The 16,782-nt window shown below is 33.3% G+C and carries 11 protein-coding genes; 3 read left to right on the plus strand and 8 right to left on the minus strand.

Annotated features, from left to right (window positions below):
* Positions 1–59 precede the first annotated feature (59 nt).
* A complete protein-coding gene (locus ACNG5D_RS04455) occupies positions 60–857 on the plus strand; it encodes a DUF6503 family protein (protein ID WP_418182287.1) in 798 nt (265 codons plus the stop codon).
* Positions 858–912: 55 nt separating this feature from the next.
* On the opposite strand, the gene ACNG5D_RS04460 is transcribed toward ACNG5D_RS04455, so the two are convergent.
* From ACNG5D_RS04460 to ACNG5D_RS04470, 3 genes are all read right to left on the minus strand, one after another.
* Positions 913–2,223, minus strand: a complete 1,311-nt coding sequence (locus ACNG5D_RS04460; RefSeq protein ID WP_418182288.1) for an amidohydrolase family protein — start codon at positions 2,221–2,223, stop codon at positions 913–915.
* Between the two features lie 11 nt (positions 2,224–2,234).
* Positions 2,235–5,219: an amidohydrolase family protein gene (locus ACNG5D_RS04465; protein ID WP_418182289.1), complete on the minus strand. Its 2,985-nt coding sequence runs from the start codon at positions 5,217–5,219 to the stop codon at positions 2,235–2,237.
* A 79-nt stretch (positions 5,220–5,298) separates the two neighbouring features.
* Positions 5,299–6,348 (minus strand): DUF3810 domain-containing protein, encoded by a 1,050-nt coding sequence (locus tag ACNG5D_RS04470; RefSeq protein WP_418182290.1) that lies wholly within the window; start codon positions 6,346–6,348, stop codon positions 5,299–5,301.
* A gap of 197 nt (positions 6,349–6,545) precedes the next feature.
* Between ACNG5D_RS04470 and ACNG5D_RS04475 the strand changes: the two genes are divergently transcribed.
* Positions 6,546–8,009 (plus strand): aminoacyl-histidine dipeptidase, encoded by a 1,464-nt coding sequence (locus tag ACNG5D_RS04475; RefSeq protein ID WP_418182291.1) that lies wholly within the window; start codon positions 6,546–6,548, stop codon positions 8,007–8,009.
* 182 nt (positions 8,010–8,191) lie between these two features.
* Here the strand turns inward: ACNG5D_RS04475 and ACNG5D_RS04480 are convergent, their stop codons facing one another.
* The 3 genes from ACNG5D_RS04480 to aceB all read right to left on the minus strand — a co-directional run bounded on the left by ACNG5D_RS04480 (position 8,192) and on the right by aceB (position 13,378).
* Positions 8,192–9,922, minus strand: coding sequence for an amidohydrolase (locus ACNG5D_RS04480; protein WP_418182292.1), 1,731 nt, complete (start codon positions 9,920–9,922; stop codon positions 8,192–8,194).
* A 141-nt stretch (positions 9,923–10,063) separates the two neighbouring features.
* Complete coding sequence (locus tag ACNG5D_RS04485) at positions 10,064–11,695, minus strand: isocitrate lyase (RefSeq protein WP_418182293.1); 1,632 nt, start codon at positions 11,693–11,695, stop codon at positions 10,064–10,066.
* Positions 11,696–11,779: 84 nt separating this feature from the next.
* Positions 11,780–13,378: a malate synthase A gene (gene aceB, locus ACNG5D_RS04490; RefSeq protein ID WP_418182294.1), complete on the minus strand. Its 1,599-nt coding sequence runs from the start codon at positions 13,376–13,378 to the stop codon at positions 11,780–11,782.
* A gap of 119 nt (positions 13,379–13,497) precedes the next feature.
* On the opposite strand from aceB, the gene ACNG5D_RS04495 reads away from it, so the two are divergent.
* The gene (locus tag ACNG5D_RS04495) at positions 13,498–14,976 is read left to right on the plus strand and encodes a helix-turn-helix domain-containing protein (protein ID WP_418182295.1); all 1,479 of its coding nucleotides are present in this window, start codon (positions 13,498–13,500) and stop codon (positions 14,974–14,976) included.
* A 20-nt stretch (positions 14,977–14,996) separates the two neighbouring features.
* On the opposite strand, the gene yidD is transcribed toward ACNG5D_RS04495, so the two are convergent.
* Together yidD and cysS are read right to left on the minus strand one after the other, a co-directional pair.
* Entirely contained in the window at positions 14,997–15,221 is a 225-nt protein-coding gene (yidD, locus tag ACNG5D_RS04500) for a membrane protein insertion efficiency factor YidD (RefSeq protein ID WP_418182296.1), read from the minus strand.
* A 71-nt stretch (positions 15,222–15,292) separates the two neighbouring features.
* A complete protein-coding gene (gene cysS / locus ACNG5D_RS04505) occupies positions 15,293–16,774 on the minus strand; it encodes a cysteine--tRNA ligase (protein ID WP_418182297.1) in 1,482 nt (493 codons plus the stop codon).
* Positions 16,775–16,782: the final 8 nt, after the last annotated feature.

Raw genomic sequence — 16,782 nt, forward strand, 5'->3', positions numbered from 1 at the left:
TTTATTGTAATGATTATCTGTTAACTTCGTCAAAGATTAAAATCATTTTAAAAATATTTATGAAAAAAATTATTCTTTTAGCTTTAGCAATTTTAATTTTTGCTTGTAAAAACAAAGCAAACCCTAACATTAATTATAAAGAAGAAACTTTAAATGTAACAACAAGTTTTTATCCAGAAAACATTTCGAAAGTATTTAAAGCGCATGGTGGTTTAGATAAGTGGAATACCATGAAAATGTTAGAGTTTACCATGCAAAAACCAGAAGGCATCGAGGTAACAACTACAAATTTAAAAAACAGAAAAGCATTGATAGATATGCCAAATCATACTATTGGTTATAATGGAGAAGATGTTTGGTTAAAAAATAAAACAGAAGATGAATATAAACTTTATGGCGGAAATCCAAGATTTTACTATAATCTTATGTTTTACTTTTATGCCATGCCATTTATTTTGGCAGACGATGGTATTGTTTACGAAGAAGCAAAGCCTTTAGTTTTTGAAGGTGTTACATACCCAGGGATTAGAATTTCTTATGAAAATGGTATAGGTGAATCATCGGACGATGAGTATGTTTTGTATTACAATCCAGAAACTTATAAAATGGAATGGTTAGGTTACACAGTAACTTTTTTCTCTAAAGAAAAAGGTAAAGAGCTTCATTTTAGACGTTATAATAACTGGCAAGAAATTAATGGTTTATTACTTCCAAAAACGATTGAGAGATATAAATATGAAAATAATTTGCCAACAACCGTACATAGCGAAAATGTATTTTCTAACGTTAAGCTTTCAACAGAAAAGCCAGAGGCAGACATTTTTGAAGCTCCAGCTGGAGCAACAATAGTTGAATAGAAAGATAATTTGATAAAAAAAAGAGCTTTGTAATTTTATAAAGCTCTTTTTTTTATTAATTGTTATACTTTTCAGAATATCGTTTCCAAAGTTTAGTTTGGTGTGTTTCAAGACTTAACAATCTGCCGTCTATAAAGGCATGTGTAATAATATTGGTACGCATATCTAAAGCATCGCCTTCACTAATAAATAGCGTAGCACTTTTTCCTTTAGTTAGGCTTCCGTAGTTGGCATTTATGCCTAGTATTTTGGCAGGGTTTAGTGTAATTAATTTTAAAGCTTCTTCTTTTGTTAATCCATTAGCTACAGTTGTGCCTGCATAAAATGGTAGGTTTCTAGAATTCATACGTTCCATTCTTCCTCCGGCAGCAACTTGCAAGGCAACGAGTACATTGTTATCTACTAAAATTTTCGCTGCTTTAAATGGTAAGTCATAATCATCATCATCATGCGATGGCCTAGAGTGTACACGTTGTAATAAAACAGGAATGTTATTTTGCGCTAATAAACGAGTTACTTTATAGGCTTCTTGCCCTCCAACAATTACCATATTTTTAATATGGTGTTGTTTAGATAGGTTAATGGCATCTGTAATGCCTTTTTCGTCGTTTACGTTTATATATAGCGTTTTAGTGCCTGTAAATATACCATGTAAAGCTTCAAAGGGTAGGTTGGTTGTTGGTTTATTTCCGTAGTTATAGGCTTTACTTTCTTTAAAATAGTTAGCTATTTCTAGTACTTGATCATTATATTTTTTGTTAGGTTTAAGCCCTGGGTCTTCGCCAAGCCACCAACGACCACTTGTAAAGCTATTTGGCCATGTTAAATGAATTCCGTCATTTGTTTTTATAGCAGCGTCTTCCCAGTTCCATGCATCAAATTGTACAATAGAAGAGGTGCCAGATATACGACCACCACGTGGAGTAATTTGCCCAATAAGTACACCGTTTGGACGCATAGATTCTACAATTTTTGATTCGGCATTATAAGCAATTAAGCTTCTTATATGCGGGTTCATTAGCCCTAATTCAGAATCATCATCTGTTGCTTTTACAGCATCAATTTCAACTAAGCCTAATGTCGTGTTTGGAATTATAAATCCGGGGTAAACATGTTTGCCATTTGCGTTTATAACATGCATGTCGTTTAAGTTTACTTTTGCAACGTTTAAGTTTGCTACGGTTTCTATTTTTCCTTTTTTAACTATAATTAAGCTTTCTTCAATAACGTTTCCGTTGCCAATATGTGCTGTTGCTCCTATAATAGCAAAATCTTTTGTTTGTTTATTGGCGGGTGTTTGCTGCGCATTTATTACGAATACACACAACATAAATACTGGTAATAATATTAATTTTAATGTTTTCATTGTTTAAATTTTTAATGTTGGTGTTCGTTATCCATGGTGTCGCAATGTAAATCTTCTTTAATTTTCTTTTTTATGGGTTGCGTTTTTAAGCCTTTGTTTTTTGCTTGCAACATCATATTAATAAGTGCACTTTTTTCTTCTTTTATATTTTTACGCTTTATTTTGTCTTGTTCTATATCAAAATAGGTAGCGCCTTCAATAATTGTTTTTTCGGCTTTTGCGTAAATTGATAAGGGGTTGTTGGACCATAAAACGACATCGGCATCTTTACCAACTTTAATACTTCCTACACGATCGTCTATATGTAATAGTTTTGCAGGATTAAGGGTTACAAATTTCCACGCGTCTTCTTCGCTAACACCGCCATACTTTATCGATTTTGCAGCTTCTTGATTTAGTCTGCGAGACATTTCGGCATCATCACTATTAATGGCTACGGTTACTCCCGCATTGTGCATAATGGCTGCATTGTACGGAATAGCATCGTTTACTTCGTATTTATAAGCCCACCAATCGCTAAAAGTAGAGCCTCCAACACCATGGTTTTTCATTTTATCGGCAACTTTGTATCCTTCAAGAATGTGTGTGAAAGTGTTAATGTTAAAATCGAATTTTTCGGCAACTTTCATTAGCATGTTAATTTCGCTTTGTACATAAGAATGACAAGAAATAAAGCGCTCTTTGTTTAATATTTCGGCGAGCACTTCAAGCTCTATATCTTTTCTATATGGTTTGCCACTTTGCTTTAATGTATGGTAAGCTTTTGCTCTAGTAAAGTAATCTATATAAACTTGTTCTACACCCATACGCGATTGTGGAAAACGAAGGTTTGTTCTATAACGGGTTTGTTTTACGTTTTCACCTAAAGCAAATTTTATAAATTTAGGGCTGTTTTTGTAAATTAAATGATTTGCCGTTTCACCCCATTTTAACTTTATAATTGCAGAACGCCCTCCAATTGGATTGGCAGAACCGTGTAGGATTTGTATAGAAGTAACGCCGCCAGCTAGATTTCTGTAAATATTAATGTCGGTTTCATCAATAACATCTTCAATAGATACTTCTGCGGAAGAATTTTGTCCGCCTTCATTAACCGAAAGTGCTGCAATATGCGAGTGCTCGTCTATAATACCAGACGTTAAGTGTTTGCCTAATGCATTTATAATTTTAGCGTTTTTAGCAGTTAAGTTTTTACCAATTTTGGCTATTTTTCCGTCTTTAATTAATACATCGGTATGTTTTAATATGCCTTCCTTTTCATTGGTCCAAACGGTAGCGTTTTTAAAAAGTATGGTTTCTGCTTGAGGTAATTCTTTAAAACCATAAGCATTGTTTGGAAATGTTATAGGGAAAACATTGTTTAATTCTTCATCTTTACCTTTATCGTCGTTTTTGGTATCTAATGGTTTTTTGTTAGTTATTGCTTTGGCGCTAAAAGGTACTTCATTCCCATTAAGTAAAATGGCTTTACCGTTTAAGTTTTTATTTTCATCAACACGAGCAACCACTCTAATAAAATTTTGTTTTGTAGAGTCGGCGGTTGTGAAGCTAATATTTACCCAATTGGCATGATAAGATATAGTCGAGCCTCGTAATTTTTCGTTAGAAGTAATTTTTGATTTAAGCTTGTTTGATTTTTTGCTAATATCCATAGAATAAGAATTACCAGAAAGTAAAAACTCGTAATTTCCAGTTATATCTTTAGTATTCATATTCTCGATTATTGTTTGGTGGCCTTGTACCCAATTTTCAAACAACGTGGTTTTTTTATCAAAAATATCGCCAGAAGTAATTAAAAAGTTAGCCAGACTACCATTTTTTAACGAGCCAATTATGTTTTGTTTGCCTAATATTTTAGCGGGGATAGTGGTTAAGGCTTCTAAGGCTTTTTCTGTAGAAAGCCCATTTTTAATGGCTTTTTGAAGATTAGATTTAAAATCTTTTACCGATTTTAAATTATGTGTAGTTAAAGCAAAGTTTATATGGTTATCGGCAAGAATTTTTGGGTTAGATGGTTTTTGATTCCAAGCTCGCATATCTGCTAGAGATAAATTTGAAGTTAAAAAGGTGTTTTCAACATCATAAGCTTTAGGGAAATTTATAGGAATAATTAGAGACGCATTTGTAGCTTTAATGCTTTTAATACGTTCGTACTCGTCGCCGCCTCCAAGAATAACATATTGTATGCCATGCGCATCTCCAACTTTATCTGCTCTTAAAACATTTGCTCTGTTTCCAGCATCAAAAATTTGTACTAAATGTTTATTTTTATTTAGAGCTTCTATGGATAAGTCTTTGGTTTTAACTTGGCCTTTAACATACCAATCTGCATCTAAATATAATTGGCGTAGTAAAGCCATGCTCCCCATTATTGAGCTTGGGTAAGATTGCCTTGAAGTTACGCTTTTTGAAAGGGATAGATACTGAGCCGAATTTTCATCTAAAACTCTGGTTGCGTTACCATCGTGTTTATTTAAAGCAACAAGCATACCGCTACCTCTTACAATACCGTCTTGAATATGAGTATTTACAACACCAAAACCAGCTTTTAATAAATCTGAAGCTAGTTTAGAATCGTAATTAAAACTATTAATAGCTTTGTTTTCGGGCATTACATGGTCGTTCCAATAATATCCAGTTCTGCTTGCATCATATTGCGGATTATTAGAACTGCTTGTTTTTCGTTTTGGCTTTTCAATACCAAAGCTGGAATATATATCTATAAAAGAAGGGTAAATGCTTTTTCCAGAAACATTAAAAATTACTGCGTTTTCTGGAATGTTAACCGAGTTTCCAGAAGCTATAATTTTACCATCTTTAATTAGTAATGTGCCATTTTCAATAATTTGATTAGGCGTTACAAATATTTTAGCGTTTGTAAATGCTGTGTAATTGGTGTTTTTTGTTATAACGCCATCATTTTTAGGAAAATATTCTTGTGCTTCAGAAAATATGCCGCACAAAAGCATGAGGAATAAAAATTGCTTTTTAATCATTATTAGTGTTCGTTAAAAGTTATCTCGTTAAATATAGAAATTAAGAATTCAAAGAGATTAAATTAAGTTTTTTTTAACACTAAAGCGGGGTGTTGTTAGTTTCCAAATAATTTACAATAAGTGCAACTACATAATTATAACTTTGCATGCCTTTACTTTGGTTGTTGGCCTTTAAAAAGTTTCCGTAAAAAGATTTAAATAATGGTTCAATAGGGTTTTGGTGCGCTTCCCAAAACTCCCGAACCTCTTTGTAGTTTTTTAAAATACCTGTGTTAACAGTTTCTATAACAGATTCGTAAATCGCCTCATCGCGTCTGTAAATTTCATTTAAACAAAAGCGTAAAGCAAAAGTGTTTCCTGTATATTTAAAATAAATGTTATCATGGTTTATTGTGGCTAAAAACCCAATAAAATTAGCCTCGTTTTCGGCAGCATAACCTAATTGGTGTGCAATTTCATGTGCAGACGTTGTAGGGAATTTGTAACTAGGAATAAGTCCATCAACCTGCGCTTCGTTAGTTAATGGGTTTAAATAACCACTAAACCCCATATAGGTTAAAGGATAGCTGTAAACCGATTTTTTTAAACTTTTTGGAGTATACTCTAAATGCGGAAATTTATTTTTTAGCTTATCGTAACCAGCCGGAACCATTTTAAAAATGTCACTTTTGCGAAACGGAATATCAACTTTTACAGTATCATTTTTAGTAATTTCAAAATGTAATGTGTTCGATGCTTTAATAAGTTTTTTTGTAACGTTAACCAACTGCTCTGTTGTGTAATCATGCTCTAAATTTAAATTTTTATGTAGCGGTAGTCTATAATAATTTAATCCCCAAAATAAATGAAACGCGCCATAAATAATAGCGCCAGCCGCAAACACATCAATTAACCAGTTTTTGGTGTCTTTTCGCAACCGTTTACGGTTTTTGTAAACCCATTTAATTATTAAAATACCAGCAAAAGTATAAACCAAATCGCCAAACGAAAACGGCAACCAACCCAATAAAAATCTAGACATTTTAGAAATTAACGGGTACAATCCATTGCTATAATATAACTCTACAAATTCTGGGTAAAAACCAAGTAACTTAACTATTAAAAATTGCGGAACTATCGATAAAGCCACAATTATTTTATTCTTATTCAGCATCTTTCAAAAGTAATAAAAATTTGAACCCTATTGCAGTTCTATATCAATAAAGGTTTCTTCCTGCTTTCCGTTATATCTTTTTATCGTGCCTCAAAAAAGGATGCCACTTCAATCAGGAGTAGCAGCCAAATTCTGTGCCTTTTTACTACCTTTGCAAAATCTAAAAAGACATTATGAACTCAGAAATAAGACAACTACAACCACAAGCACTTTGGAATAAATTTGCCGATTTAAATGCCGTGCCACGACCATCAAAAAAAGAAGAACGTGTTATAGCTTTTATGAAAAAATTTGGAGAAAACCTTGGTTTAGAAACCATCGAAGACGAGGTAGGCAATGTTATTATTAAAAAGCCAGCAACCGCAGGTATGGAAAATAGAACAACCGTAGTTATGCAATCGCATTTAGATATGGTACATCAAAAAAATGGCGATACTGTTTTCGATTTTAATACTCAAGGCATAGACATGTTTATTGAAGGCGATTGGGTAAAAGCAAAGGGAACAACACTAGGAGCCGATAATGGTTTAGGCGTTGCAACCATAATGGCTATTTTAGAAAGTACAGACATACCACACCCAGCTATAGAAGCCTTATTTACTATAGATGAGGAAACCGGAATGACTGGAGCTATGGGGTTAAAAGGAGGGTTGCTTTCTGGCGGTATATTATTGAATTTAGATACCGAAGAAGATAATGAAATAGGTGTAGGTTGTGCAGGCGGAATCGATGTAACAGCAAAAAGAACTTACATTGAAGAAGATACACCAGAATTTAAAATAGGCTATAAAATTTCTGTAAAAGGATTACAAGGCGGACATTCAGGAATGCAAATTCACGAAGGTTTAGGAAATGCTAATAAAATTATGAACCGTATTTTGTTTGATGGTTTTGAGAATTTTGGATTGCGAATTTCTGAAATTGATGGCGGAAGTTTACGTAACGCAATTCCTAGAGAAAGTAATGCTATTGTGGCTATAGATGCCATTCATGAAGATGCCTTTTTGCTAGAAGTAGCATTATTGTCTACAACCATAAAAAAGGAATTAAAAACTATGGAGCCCGATTTAGATATTAGTGTTTCTAAAATCGATACACCAAACAAAATTATGGATTTAGGCGTGCAAGAAGGGTTAACCAGAGCCTTGTATGCAGCACTAAATGGTGTGTATAGAATGAGTGCCGATATTCCAGAGCTTGTAGAAACATCAAACAATATAGCAAGGGTAATTGTTAAAGATGGGCATATTAAAATAGGTTGCTTAACACGATCTTCTGTAGAGAGTTCTAAAATGGATTTGGCTAATACGCTACGTGCCACTTTCGAATTAACAGGTTGTGAAGTGGAACTTTCTGGTGATTACCCAGGGTGGACACCAAATATGGATTCGCCTATTTTAAAAGTTATGGAAAAGTTATACCAAGATTTAAATGGCGAAAAACCTCATGTAGCTGCTTGCCATGCCGGATTAGAGTGCGGTATTTTAGGGCAAAATTATCCAAATATGGATATGATTAGTTTTGGGCCAAATATTAAAGGAGCCCACTCACCAGACGAGAGAGCTCAAATATCTTCTGTTAAAAAATATTGGAATTTTGTTTTAGAGGTTTTAAAAGAAATCCCAAAACTCAACTAAACAAAATGCGTTTTAACGATAAAAATTGCTATTAATCGATTTTTTTATGTAAATTTGATTATGATATCATTAAAAATATAAAAAGTATTATTTGTGTGAAACATAAATTAAGCACCCAAACTGCCTCTAAAAAGAAACATTTAAAATAATACTTTTATATTTTTTTGATAGTTTTTTATCTATTAATCTAGTTGTTTTGAGTATACAATTTTGCCGTTAAAAATAGTCATTACTATTTCTGTGTTTAATATGTTGTCTTCATTTACAGTCATTAAATCTTGATTGTAAATTGTAAAGTCGGCTAGTTTGCCTTTAGTAATAGAGCCTTTTATATTTTCTTCAAAAGCACCAAAAGCAGCATCTAACGTATAAGATTTTAAAGCTTGCTCTCTTGTCATTTTTTGTTCGGGTTCGTAACCGTTTATTGGTGTTTTGTTAAGCGTTTTTCTGCTTACGCTTGCATAAAAACTAGCAATAGGGTTTATAGGCTCAACAGGTACATCGGTACCGTTAACAATTGGAATGCCTGTTTTTAGTAAGGCTTGCCACATGTAAGCGCCTTCTTTTATGCGTTTTTCTCCTAAGCGGTTAATGGCCCATGGTCTATCGGAAGATAGGTGTATGGCTTGCATGGCTGGGATAACTTGTAGTTGCGAGAATCTTGGAATATCGTCTGGATGTAAATGTTGGGCATGTTCAATTCTAAACCTGTGGTTTTTTGCTAGCTCTGGTAATGTGTTTAATGCATATTCGTATCTGTCAAGAATTTCTCTATTAGCACGGTCTCCAATAGCATGCGCACAAACTTGAAAGCCATGTTTTAAACCATTTAAAGCGGTTTCTTTTACAAAATTCATGGGTAGAGTTTCGTGGCCTAAATGTTCTGGTCTGTCGGCATAGGGTTTTAAAAGCCAAGCGCCTCTAGAGCCTAGTGCTCCATCGCAATTTAGTTTTACAGATCGTATGGTAAATAGGTGGTTAGGGTCTATCATTGGGCCTTGTTTGTACCAGCTATTAAGTAGTTCTTTATCCCAACCGGTTAACATGGCATAAATTCTTGTTTGCATTTTTCCCTTTTGCTTCATGCTTTTATAAAGTTCTATAGTTTCTTTTGGTATGCCAGCATCATGAAAACTTGTTATACCGTTTTTGTGGCATGCTTGCACGGCTAAATCAAAAGCTTTAATATCGGTTTCTTGAGTTTTTTCTGGAATATGCCGGCTAATTAATGATTGCGCACGTTCGTTAAAAATACCAGTAGGTCTACCAAATTCATCTAGAATAACTTCGCCGCCTTCTATTTTAAAATTTTTAATGCCTTCTTTGGCTAAAACCTGTAAGCCAGCAACTTCCATAGCTTTAGAGTTTGCAAAGCCAGCATGTCCACTAGCATGGCTTAGGTATACAGGGTTGTTAGGCGATACCTCACTAAGCCTATTGTGTGTTTGGAAACCTTTTACCATTTCTGTGGGTAGAGAATCCCATTTGCTTTGGTGCCAACCTCTGCCAATTATCCATTCGCCAGGTTCTGCTTTTTTTACGCGCTCTGCAACGGCATCAATAATATCTTGGTAGCTTGTTGTGTTTATTAAATTTAGGTTTAATTCGTTGTAACCTAAACCCATAAAATGTCCATGACCTTCTATTAAGCCCGGTGTCATGGTTTTGCCTTTTAAATTAATAAGTTTTGTTTGTTCATTTTTAAATGTTTCTGCTTCGGCAAGATTCCCAGCAAAAATAATGATGTTGTTTTTTATAGCAACAGCTTCGGCATTAGGAGTAATGGAATCTACGGTGTAAATAGTGCCTCCGTAAATAAGTGTTGTTGCGTATTCTTTTTTAGGATTTGAGCAATTAAAAAAGAAGAGTAGTGTAATTGAAATGGTTACTAAATGTAAATATCGAAATTTCATGGGTTTAAGTTTAGACCATTAAATTACAATTATTTAGTTAGCATTTAAGTTATTGTTTAGTTTTATTAACTTAGTTTGTGTTTGAATATTAAAAAAAGGCAACATGCTATATGTTGCCTTTCTTAATTAACAAATTAAAAATTATTTATCGAGTACAAGTTCTCTAGTTTCAACAACTATGGTTTCTTTGGTTTCAAATTGATTACTTGTATTTTTTTCTCCACCAGCTTTTAAAGCGTTTTCGCCTGCAAAATAAGTTTTGTGAGCATCGCCTAGGTCTGATCCTGCCATGCGTTGGTGTTTTACACAAGATACCCCTTTTCTTATTTCTTGCCTTTGTACACCTTTTACATAAGCAAGCATACCTTCGTTTCCGAAGTACCCTTCGGTTAAATCATTCATATGTAACGCTGTAGTATGATATGTTGGCAATGTGATTAGATGATGAAAAATACCAGCTTGTGTTGCGCCATCTTTTTGAAATGTTTTAATTTTTTGGTCGGCACGATAGCTTAATTCTGAGTTGTCGTACCTTGCATCCATTAAATTATTTCTGTCGTAAGCAGTCATGTTTTCTCCTTCTAGTAGCATATCATCGTAAGCTTGATTACGGAAATTTAAAGTCCAGTTAAAAGATGGCGAATTATTATAAACTAATTTTGCGTTGGGTACAACTTCTTTAACTCTGTTTACCATGTGTGCAATTTGTTTAATATTAGGTGTTGGGGTTTCTATCCATAATAAATCGGCACCATTTTGTAAACTAGTTATGCAGTCTAGCACCACACGGTCTATGTTAGAGCCTTCTTTAAATTTATATAACCCATTTGCTAATCGTACTGGTCGTACAAGCTTACCATCTCTTTTTAGAAGAACATCGTCTTCTTTCGCATTGTTAACATCAATTTCTTCTGCATCAATAAATGCTAGATATTTTGATGCTAAATCTCCTGGGTTTTTACTAACAGGTAGTTTTTGTGTTAATCCGGCACCTTCAGAGTCTGTTCTAGCTACTATTATACCATCATCTACACCTAATTCAAGAAAAGCATATCTAATAGCATTTAATTTAGCTATGAAATCTTCATGCGGAACGGTTACTTTTCCGTCTTGATGCCCACATTGTTTAGCGTCTGAAACTTGATTTTCTATTTGAATGGCACATGCGCCAGCTTCAATCATTTTTTTAGTAAGTAAATAAGTAGCTTCTTCATTACCAAAGCCCGCATCAATATCTGCAATAATAGGAACTATATGTGTTTCGAAATTATCGATTTGCTCTTGTACATCTTCGCCGTTTTCCAGTTTTTTAAATAAATCATTCAACTCAATAGCATCAGCTTGACGTAAAAAATCATAAATTTCGCTTATTAAAGCAGGAACTGCTGTTTTTTCATGCATAGATTGGTCTGGTAGTGGTCCAAACTCAGAGCGTAATGCGGCAACCATCCATCCAGATAGGTATAGGTATCTTTTATTTGTAGTTTTATGGTGTTTTTTTACAGCAATCATTTTTTGTTGAGCCACAAAACCGTGCCAGCAGCCTAGCGATTGTGTGTAGTTTGATGCGTTGGCATCGTATTCTGCCATATCTTTTCTCATTATGGTTGCAGTATATTTAGCAATATCTAAGCCCGTTTTAAAACGATTTTGAGTTACCATTTTAGCTGCATTTTCAGGGTTTATTGCATTCCAAGTATTGCCATATTTTGCTTTTAGATCTCTTACAGTTTGTAGAGCAGAACTGTAATTGCTTTGTGCTAAATTTTTCATAATTTTGTTTTTAATTGTTAAAATTTTTCAAGGTTTTGATAATTTAGTCTCGCAATCTATTGCAGTAGTTGCGAGACATTTTTTTTATATAAATTGATAAGCTGGAAGTGTTAAAAATTCTTCAAATTCATCAGCGGTTACTAGTTTTTTAAATAGATTTATAGCTAGCTTAAATTTGGTGTTTTCAATTTTATCTTGCCCAACTTCAGTAATAATTTTTTCAATTTCGTCATTAAAAATACTTTCAAAAAGTGTTTTTGTAAAGTTGCTGCCATCTTCAAGTTTAACTTCGTTTTTTAGCCATTGCCAGACTTGCGTTCTTGATATTTCGGCTGTTGCTGCATCTTCCATAAGGTTGTATAGGGCAACAGCACCATAACCACGTAGCCAAGCTTCGGTGTAAAGAATACCAACATTAATATTTTTTCTAACACCTTGTTCTGTTACTGTGCCTGTTGGTATTTCAACTAAATCTTGCTCTGTAATATTAACATCATCTCTGGTAACATGCATTTGGTTTGGTGTTGGCATGTGTTTGTTAAACTCATTCATGGCTACTTCTACTAAAGCTGGGTGTGCTACCCATGTGCCATCATGGCCATTTTTAACTTCACGTTCTTTATCTTTGCGTACTTTTTCTAGGGCAAGTATGTTGGCATACTCGTCGTTTTTTATTGGTATTTGTGCTGCCATTCCGCCAATAGCTAGAATGCCTCTTTTGTGGCAACGTTGTATTACAAGTTTAGAGTAAGCATCCATAAACGGGGTTGTCATGGTTACTTGATCTCTGTTAGGAACTACAAAATTATTGTGGTTTCTAAATTTTTTGATATATGAAAAAATATAATCCCAACGTCCACAGTTTAAGCCTACTATATGGTTTTTAAGTTCAAAAATTATTTCGTCTAATTGAAAACTAGCTGTTATAGTTTCAACCAAAACGGTAGCTTTAAAAGTGCCGTTTGGTATTTTTAAGTATTGTTGTGCAAACTCAAAAACTTTATTCCACCACCTTGCTTCTAAATAGTGTTCTAATTTAGGTAAGTAGAAATAAGGTGCTGTACCATTTTTTAGCATTGTTTTTGTATTATGAAATACATATAAACCGAAGTCTACTAAGCTTCCTGATGCCATTTCGTTATTAATAACAATGTGTCTTTCGTTTAAATGTAGGCCTCTTGGTCTTACAATTAATACAGCTGTGTTTTCTTTTAATTTATACGATTTGTTGCGTTTATTATCAATTAAAGATATGGTTTTGTTGTTGGCATCAATTAAATTTTGCTGTCCTTCAATTGTGTTTCTCCAGGTAGGAGAATTACTGTCTTCTAAATCTGCCATAAATGTTTTGGCTCCAGAATTTAAGGCATTGATTATCATTTTTCTGTCTACAGGCCCAGTTATTTCTACGCGTCTGTCTTGTAAATCGTGCGGAATGTTTCCAGCTTGCCAATTACTATTTCTAATCTCTTTAGTTTCGATTGGAAATTCTGGAAACTTACCGTTATCAAAAACTTTTTGTTGAGCTTTTCTGTTTTCTAACAGTTGCACTCTTTCAGAATTAAATTTTTCATGAAGGATAGAAATGAAATCTAATGCTTCGTTAGTTAAAATTTCTGGATAGTAATTATTAACCTCTTTTGAAAAGTTAATTTTCGATTGTTTTAAAAGTGTGGTTTCCATAATACTTATAATTTTATAAGGCAATATTAAAACAAAGTTTTGAAATAAACAAGCGAACGTTCGCAAAAAATTAATTTTCGCCAAAATTGAATGTTCGCAAAAAGTATTATATTTGCTTTATGGAAGAAGATTATATAAAATTGATTTTTGGTTTAAAGCTAAAGCAGATAAGGACAGACAAGAATTTATCGCTGTTTGGGTTGTCTAAATTATCTGGCTTATCTAAATCTTATTTAAACGAAATAGAAAACGGAAAAAAATATCCAAAAACAGATAAAATAGCAATATTGTCTGAAAAATTAGATGTGCCTTACGACCATATGGTCTCTTTAAAATTAGATAAAAATTTAGCTCCAATTGGCGAATTGCTTCAATCTAAAATTCTTAAAGAGATTCCGTTAAACCTTTTTGGTATAAAAGAAAGCGATTTAATAAACATTGTATCTAATGCGCCAGCAAAAGTAAATGCATTTATTAGTACGGTTATAGAAATAGCACAGAATTATAATTTTAGTAGAGAAAGTTTTTTTTTGGCATCTGTACGGTCTTTTCAAGAGGCAAATAATAATTATTTTGAAGATTTAGAAGATGGTGTTTTAAAATTCGCAAAAGCCTATCAGGTAAATTTAAATTTACCCATAACATCAAACGATTTGAAAGAAATTTTAGTTGAAGAGTATGGATATATAATTGAAGATAATGAACTTAATAAGTTTGAAGCTTTAGGTAATTTAAGGTCTGTATTTGTTCCAAAAACAAAAACACTTTTATTGTCTAATGCTATTGATGAGGCACAACGTACTTTTATTTATGCTAAAGAATTGGCTTATAATTTTTTAGATATTAAAGAGCGTTTATATACTTTTCCTTGGATAAAGTTTAAAACTTTTGATCAGGTATTAAATAATTTTTATGCCTCATATTTTGCTGGCGCTTTAATATTGCCTAGCGATAAGGTTAAAGTTCAATTAACTGAAATATTTGAAAAAGATATTTTTGATAAGAGTTTGTTTTTAAGAGCTATAGATTATTTTAATGCTTCTCCAGAGTCTTTTTATCAAAGGTTAACTAATATTTTGCCAAAGGAGTTTAATATTCAAAATTTATTTTTTCTTAGGTTTACACACGAAGCAAAAAGTAATAAGTTTTATTTGAAAAAGGAGTTGCATTTGTCGCACCATCACTCTCCTCATGCTAACGAAAATGATGAGCATTACTGTAGGCGTTGGGTGTCTTTAAAAATGTTGAAAGATATTAGTGAAAATGAAAATACGCACGAGTTTGATGTTCAGATTTCTAATTACGATGATGATGGTATGAAATATTTAGTGTTTTCGTCTGCAACTAAAGATCCTTTTAAGGCTAATTATTACAGGAGTATATCGGTAGGGTTGTTAATAAATAAACAATTGCAACGTAAGATAAACTTTTTAGCAGACCCTAAAATACAAACTCAAAGTGTTGGTGTTACCTGCGAAAGATGTACAGTTAAAGATTGCGACGTTAGGCAAAAACCAGCTGTGTATTTAGAGTTAGAGGAGAAGAATAAGAAAATAGAAATGATAGTTGAGGAATTAAATAACAAGTTTAATGTTTAACTTTTTTAGTAATATATACCTTAAGGTACGGGGTCGTGTCCGCTTTTGCCCCAAGGATGGCAGCTAAAAATTCGTTTTATAGCTAACCAACCACCTTTTAATAACCCGTATTTTTGTAAGGCTTCTTTGCTGTAGTGCGAGCATGTTGGCGTGTATCTGCAAGTAGCAGGTGTTAATGGCGAAATTAAAGTTTGGTAAAGTTTTATTAAAAACAGAAAAGGTGCTATTAGTAGTTTTTTTAGCATATAAGGTGTACTTTTAAGTTAATTAAAAAAACGAAACTATTAGCAATGGTTTTATTTGTAAATTAGAAAAACTAATTTGTTGAAAACGTTGTGCCGTCCTTACCGTCTTTTAGTTGAATGCCAACTTCTGCTAGTTCGTCACGTATTTTGTCAGATAAAGCAAAATCTTTATTTGCTCTAGCTTCTTGCCTTAATCTAATTAAAACATCTACAGCGCCAGAGAGTTTATCGGTTCCAGAATCTGCTTTTGCTGTGTTTTCTAACCCCAATACATCATAAACAAAGTTATTTATGGTGCTTTTTAAAAGGTTTAAATCGTTGGAAGTTAGTGTTTCTACGCCTTCTTTTATTTGGTTAATATATTTGGCGGCTTCAAATAAATGCGCAATTAAAATTGGTGAGTTAAAATCGTCATTCATAGCATCGTAACATTTCTGTTTCCATGCCTGTATGTTAATTGATGATGTTGCTGAAGTTTTTAAATCATTTAAAAGATTAACAGCGTCCATTAATCTATAAAATCCTTTTTCGCTAGCAAGTAAACCATCATCGGTTAAATCTAGTATGCTTCTGTATGATGATTGTGCGTTAAAAAATCGAATAACACTTGGGCTATATGCTTTACTGAAAAACTTGTTATTTCCAGATAGTAACTCGTCTGGATTTACTGTGTTTCCTGTGCTTTTAGACATGCGTTGCCCGTTAAGTTCTAACATGTTGGCATGCATCCAGTAATTTACAGGGCTAACACCAATTGCAGCTTCGTTTTGAGCAATTTCACACTCGTGATGCGGAAATTTTAAATCCATACCACCTCCGTGTATATCAAATTGTTCTCCTAGGTATTTGGTGCTCATGGCTGTACATTCTAGGTGCCAACCCGGAAAACCATCGCTCCAGGGCGAAGGCCAACGCATTATGTGTTGCGGTTCTGCTTTTTTCCAAAGCGCAAAATCTTGCGGGTTTTTTTTATCGCTTTGCCCGTCTAAGGTTCTTGTATTATGAATTAAATCTTCAAGTTTACGCTTGCTTAAAACTCCATATTCATTCGATTCGTCATATTTATGTACGTCAAAATAAACCGAGCCATTCACTACATAAGCAAATCCGTTTTTAATAATTTTATTAATTAATTCTATTTGTTCTATAATATGTCCGGTTGCAGTAGGCTCGATGCTTGGTGGTAAAAAATTGAAGGTTCTTAACACATTGTGAAAATCTACAGTATAGCGTTGAACCACTTCCATTGGTTCAATTTGTTCTAAACGCGCTTTTTTAGTTATTTTGTCTTCTCCAGCATCGGCATCATTTTCTAAATGTCCAGCATCGGTTATATTTCTAACATACCTAACTTTGTAGCCTAAATGCTTTAAATATCTAAAAATCATATCAAAAGACATAAAGGTTCTTACATTTCCTAAGTGCACATTACTGTATACTGTTGGGCCGCAAACATACATGCCAATATGGCCTTCGTTTATGGGTTTAAAAAGTTCTTTTTTTCCTGTAAGAGAATTATATATTTTAATTTGATTTGATTGATATAATTGCATTTTAGACG

This window comes from Algibacter ulvanivorans (assembly GCF_048381495.1).
Lineage (GTDB): Bacteria > Bacteroidota > Bacteroidia > Flavobacteriales > Flavobacteriaceae > Algibacter_B > Algibacter_B ulvanivorans.

Excerpts from the sequence above, each read along its gene's own strand:
- ACNG5D_RS04455 (WP_418182287.1), top strand. The coding sequence starts at position 60 with ATGAAAAAAATTATTCTTTTAGCTTTAGCAATTTTAATTTTTGCTTGT.
- ACNG5D_RS04460 (WP_418182288.1), bottom strand. The coding sequence starts at position 2,223 with ATGAAAACATTAAAATTAATATTATTACCAGTATTTATGTTGTGTGTA.
- ACNG5D_RS04465 (WP_418182289.1), bottom strand. The coding sequence starts at position 5,219 with ATGATTAAAAAGCAATTTTTATTCCTCATGCTTTTGTGCGGCATATTT.
- ACNG5D_RS04475 (WP_418182291.1), top strand. The coding sequence starts at position 6,546 with ATGAACTCAGAAATAAGACAACTACAACCACAAGCACTTTGGAATAAA.
- ACNG5D_RS04480 (WP_418182292.1), bottom strand. The coding sequence starts at position 9,922 with ATGAAATTTCGATATTTACATTTAGTAACCATTTCAATTACACTACTC.
- ACNG5D_RS04485 (WP_418182293.1), bottom strand. The coding sequence starts at position 11,695 with ATGAAAAATTTAGCACAAAGCAATTACAGTTCTGCTCTACAAACTGTA.
- aceB (WP_418182294.1), bottom strand. The coding sequence starts at position 13,378 with ATGGAAACCACACTTTTAAAACAATCGAAAATTAACTTTTCAAAAGAG.
- ACNG5D_RS04495 (WP_418182295.1), top strand. The coding sequence starts at position 13,498 with ATGGAAGAAGATTATATAAAATTGATTTTTGGTTTAAAGCTAAAGCAG.
- yidD (WP_418182296.1), bottom strand. The coding sequence starts at position 15,221 with ATGCTAAAAAAACTACTAATAGCACCTTTTCTGTTTTTAATAAAACTT.
- cysS (WP_418182297.1), bottom strand. The coding sequence starts at position 16,774 with ATGCAATTATATCAATCAAATCAAATTAAAATATATAATTCTCTTACA.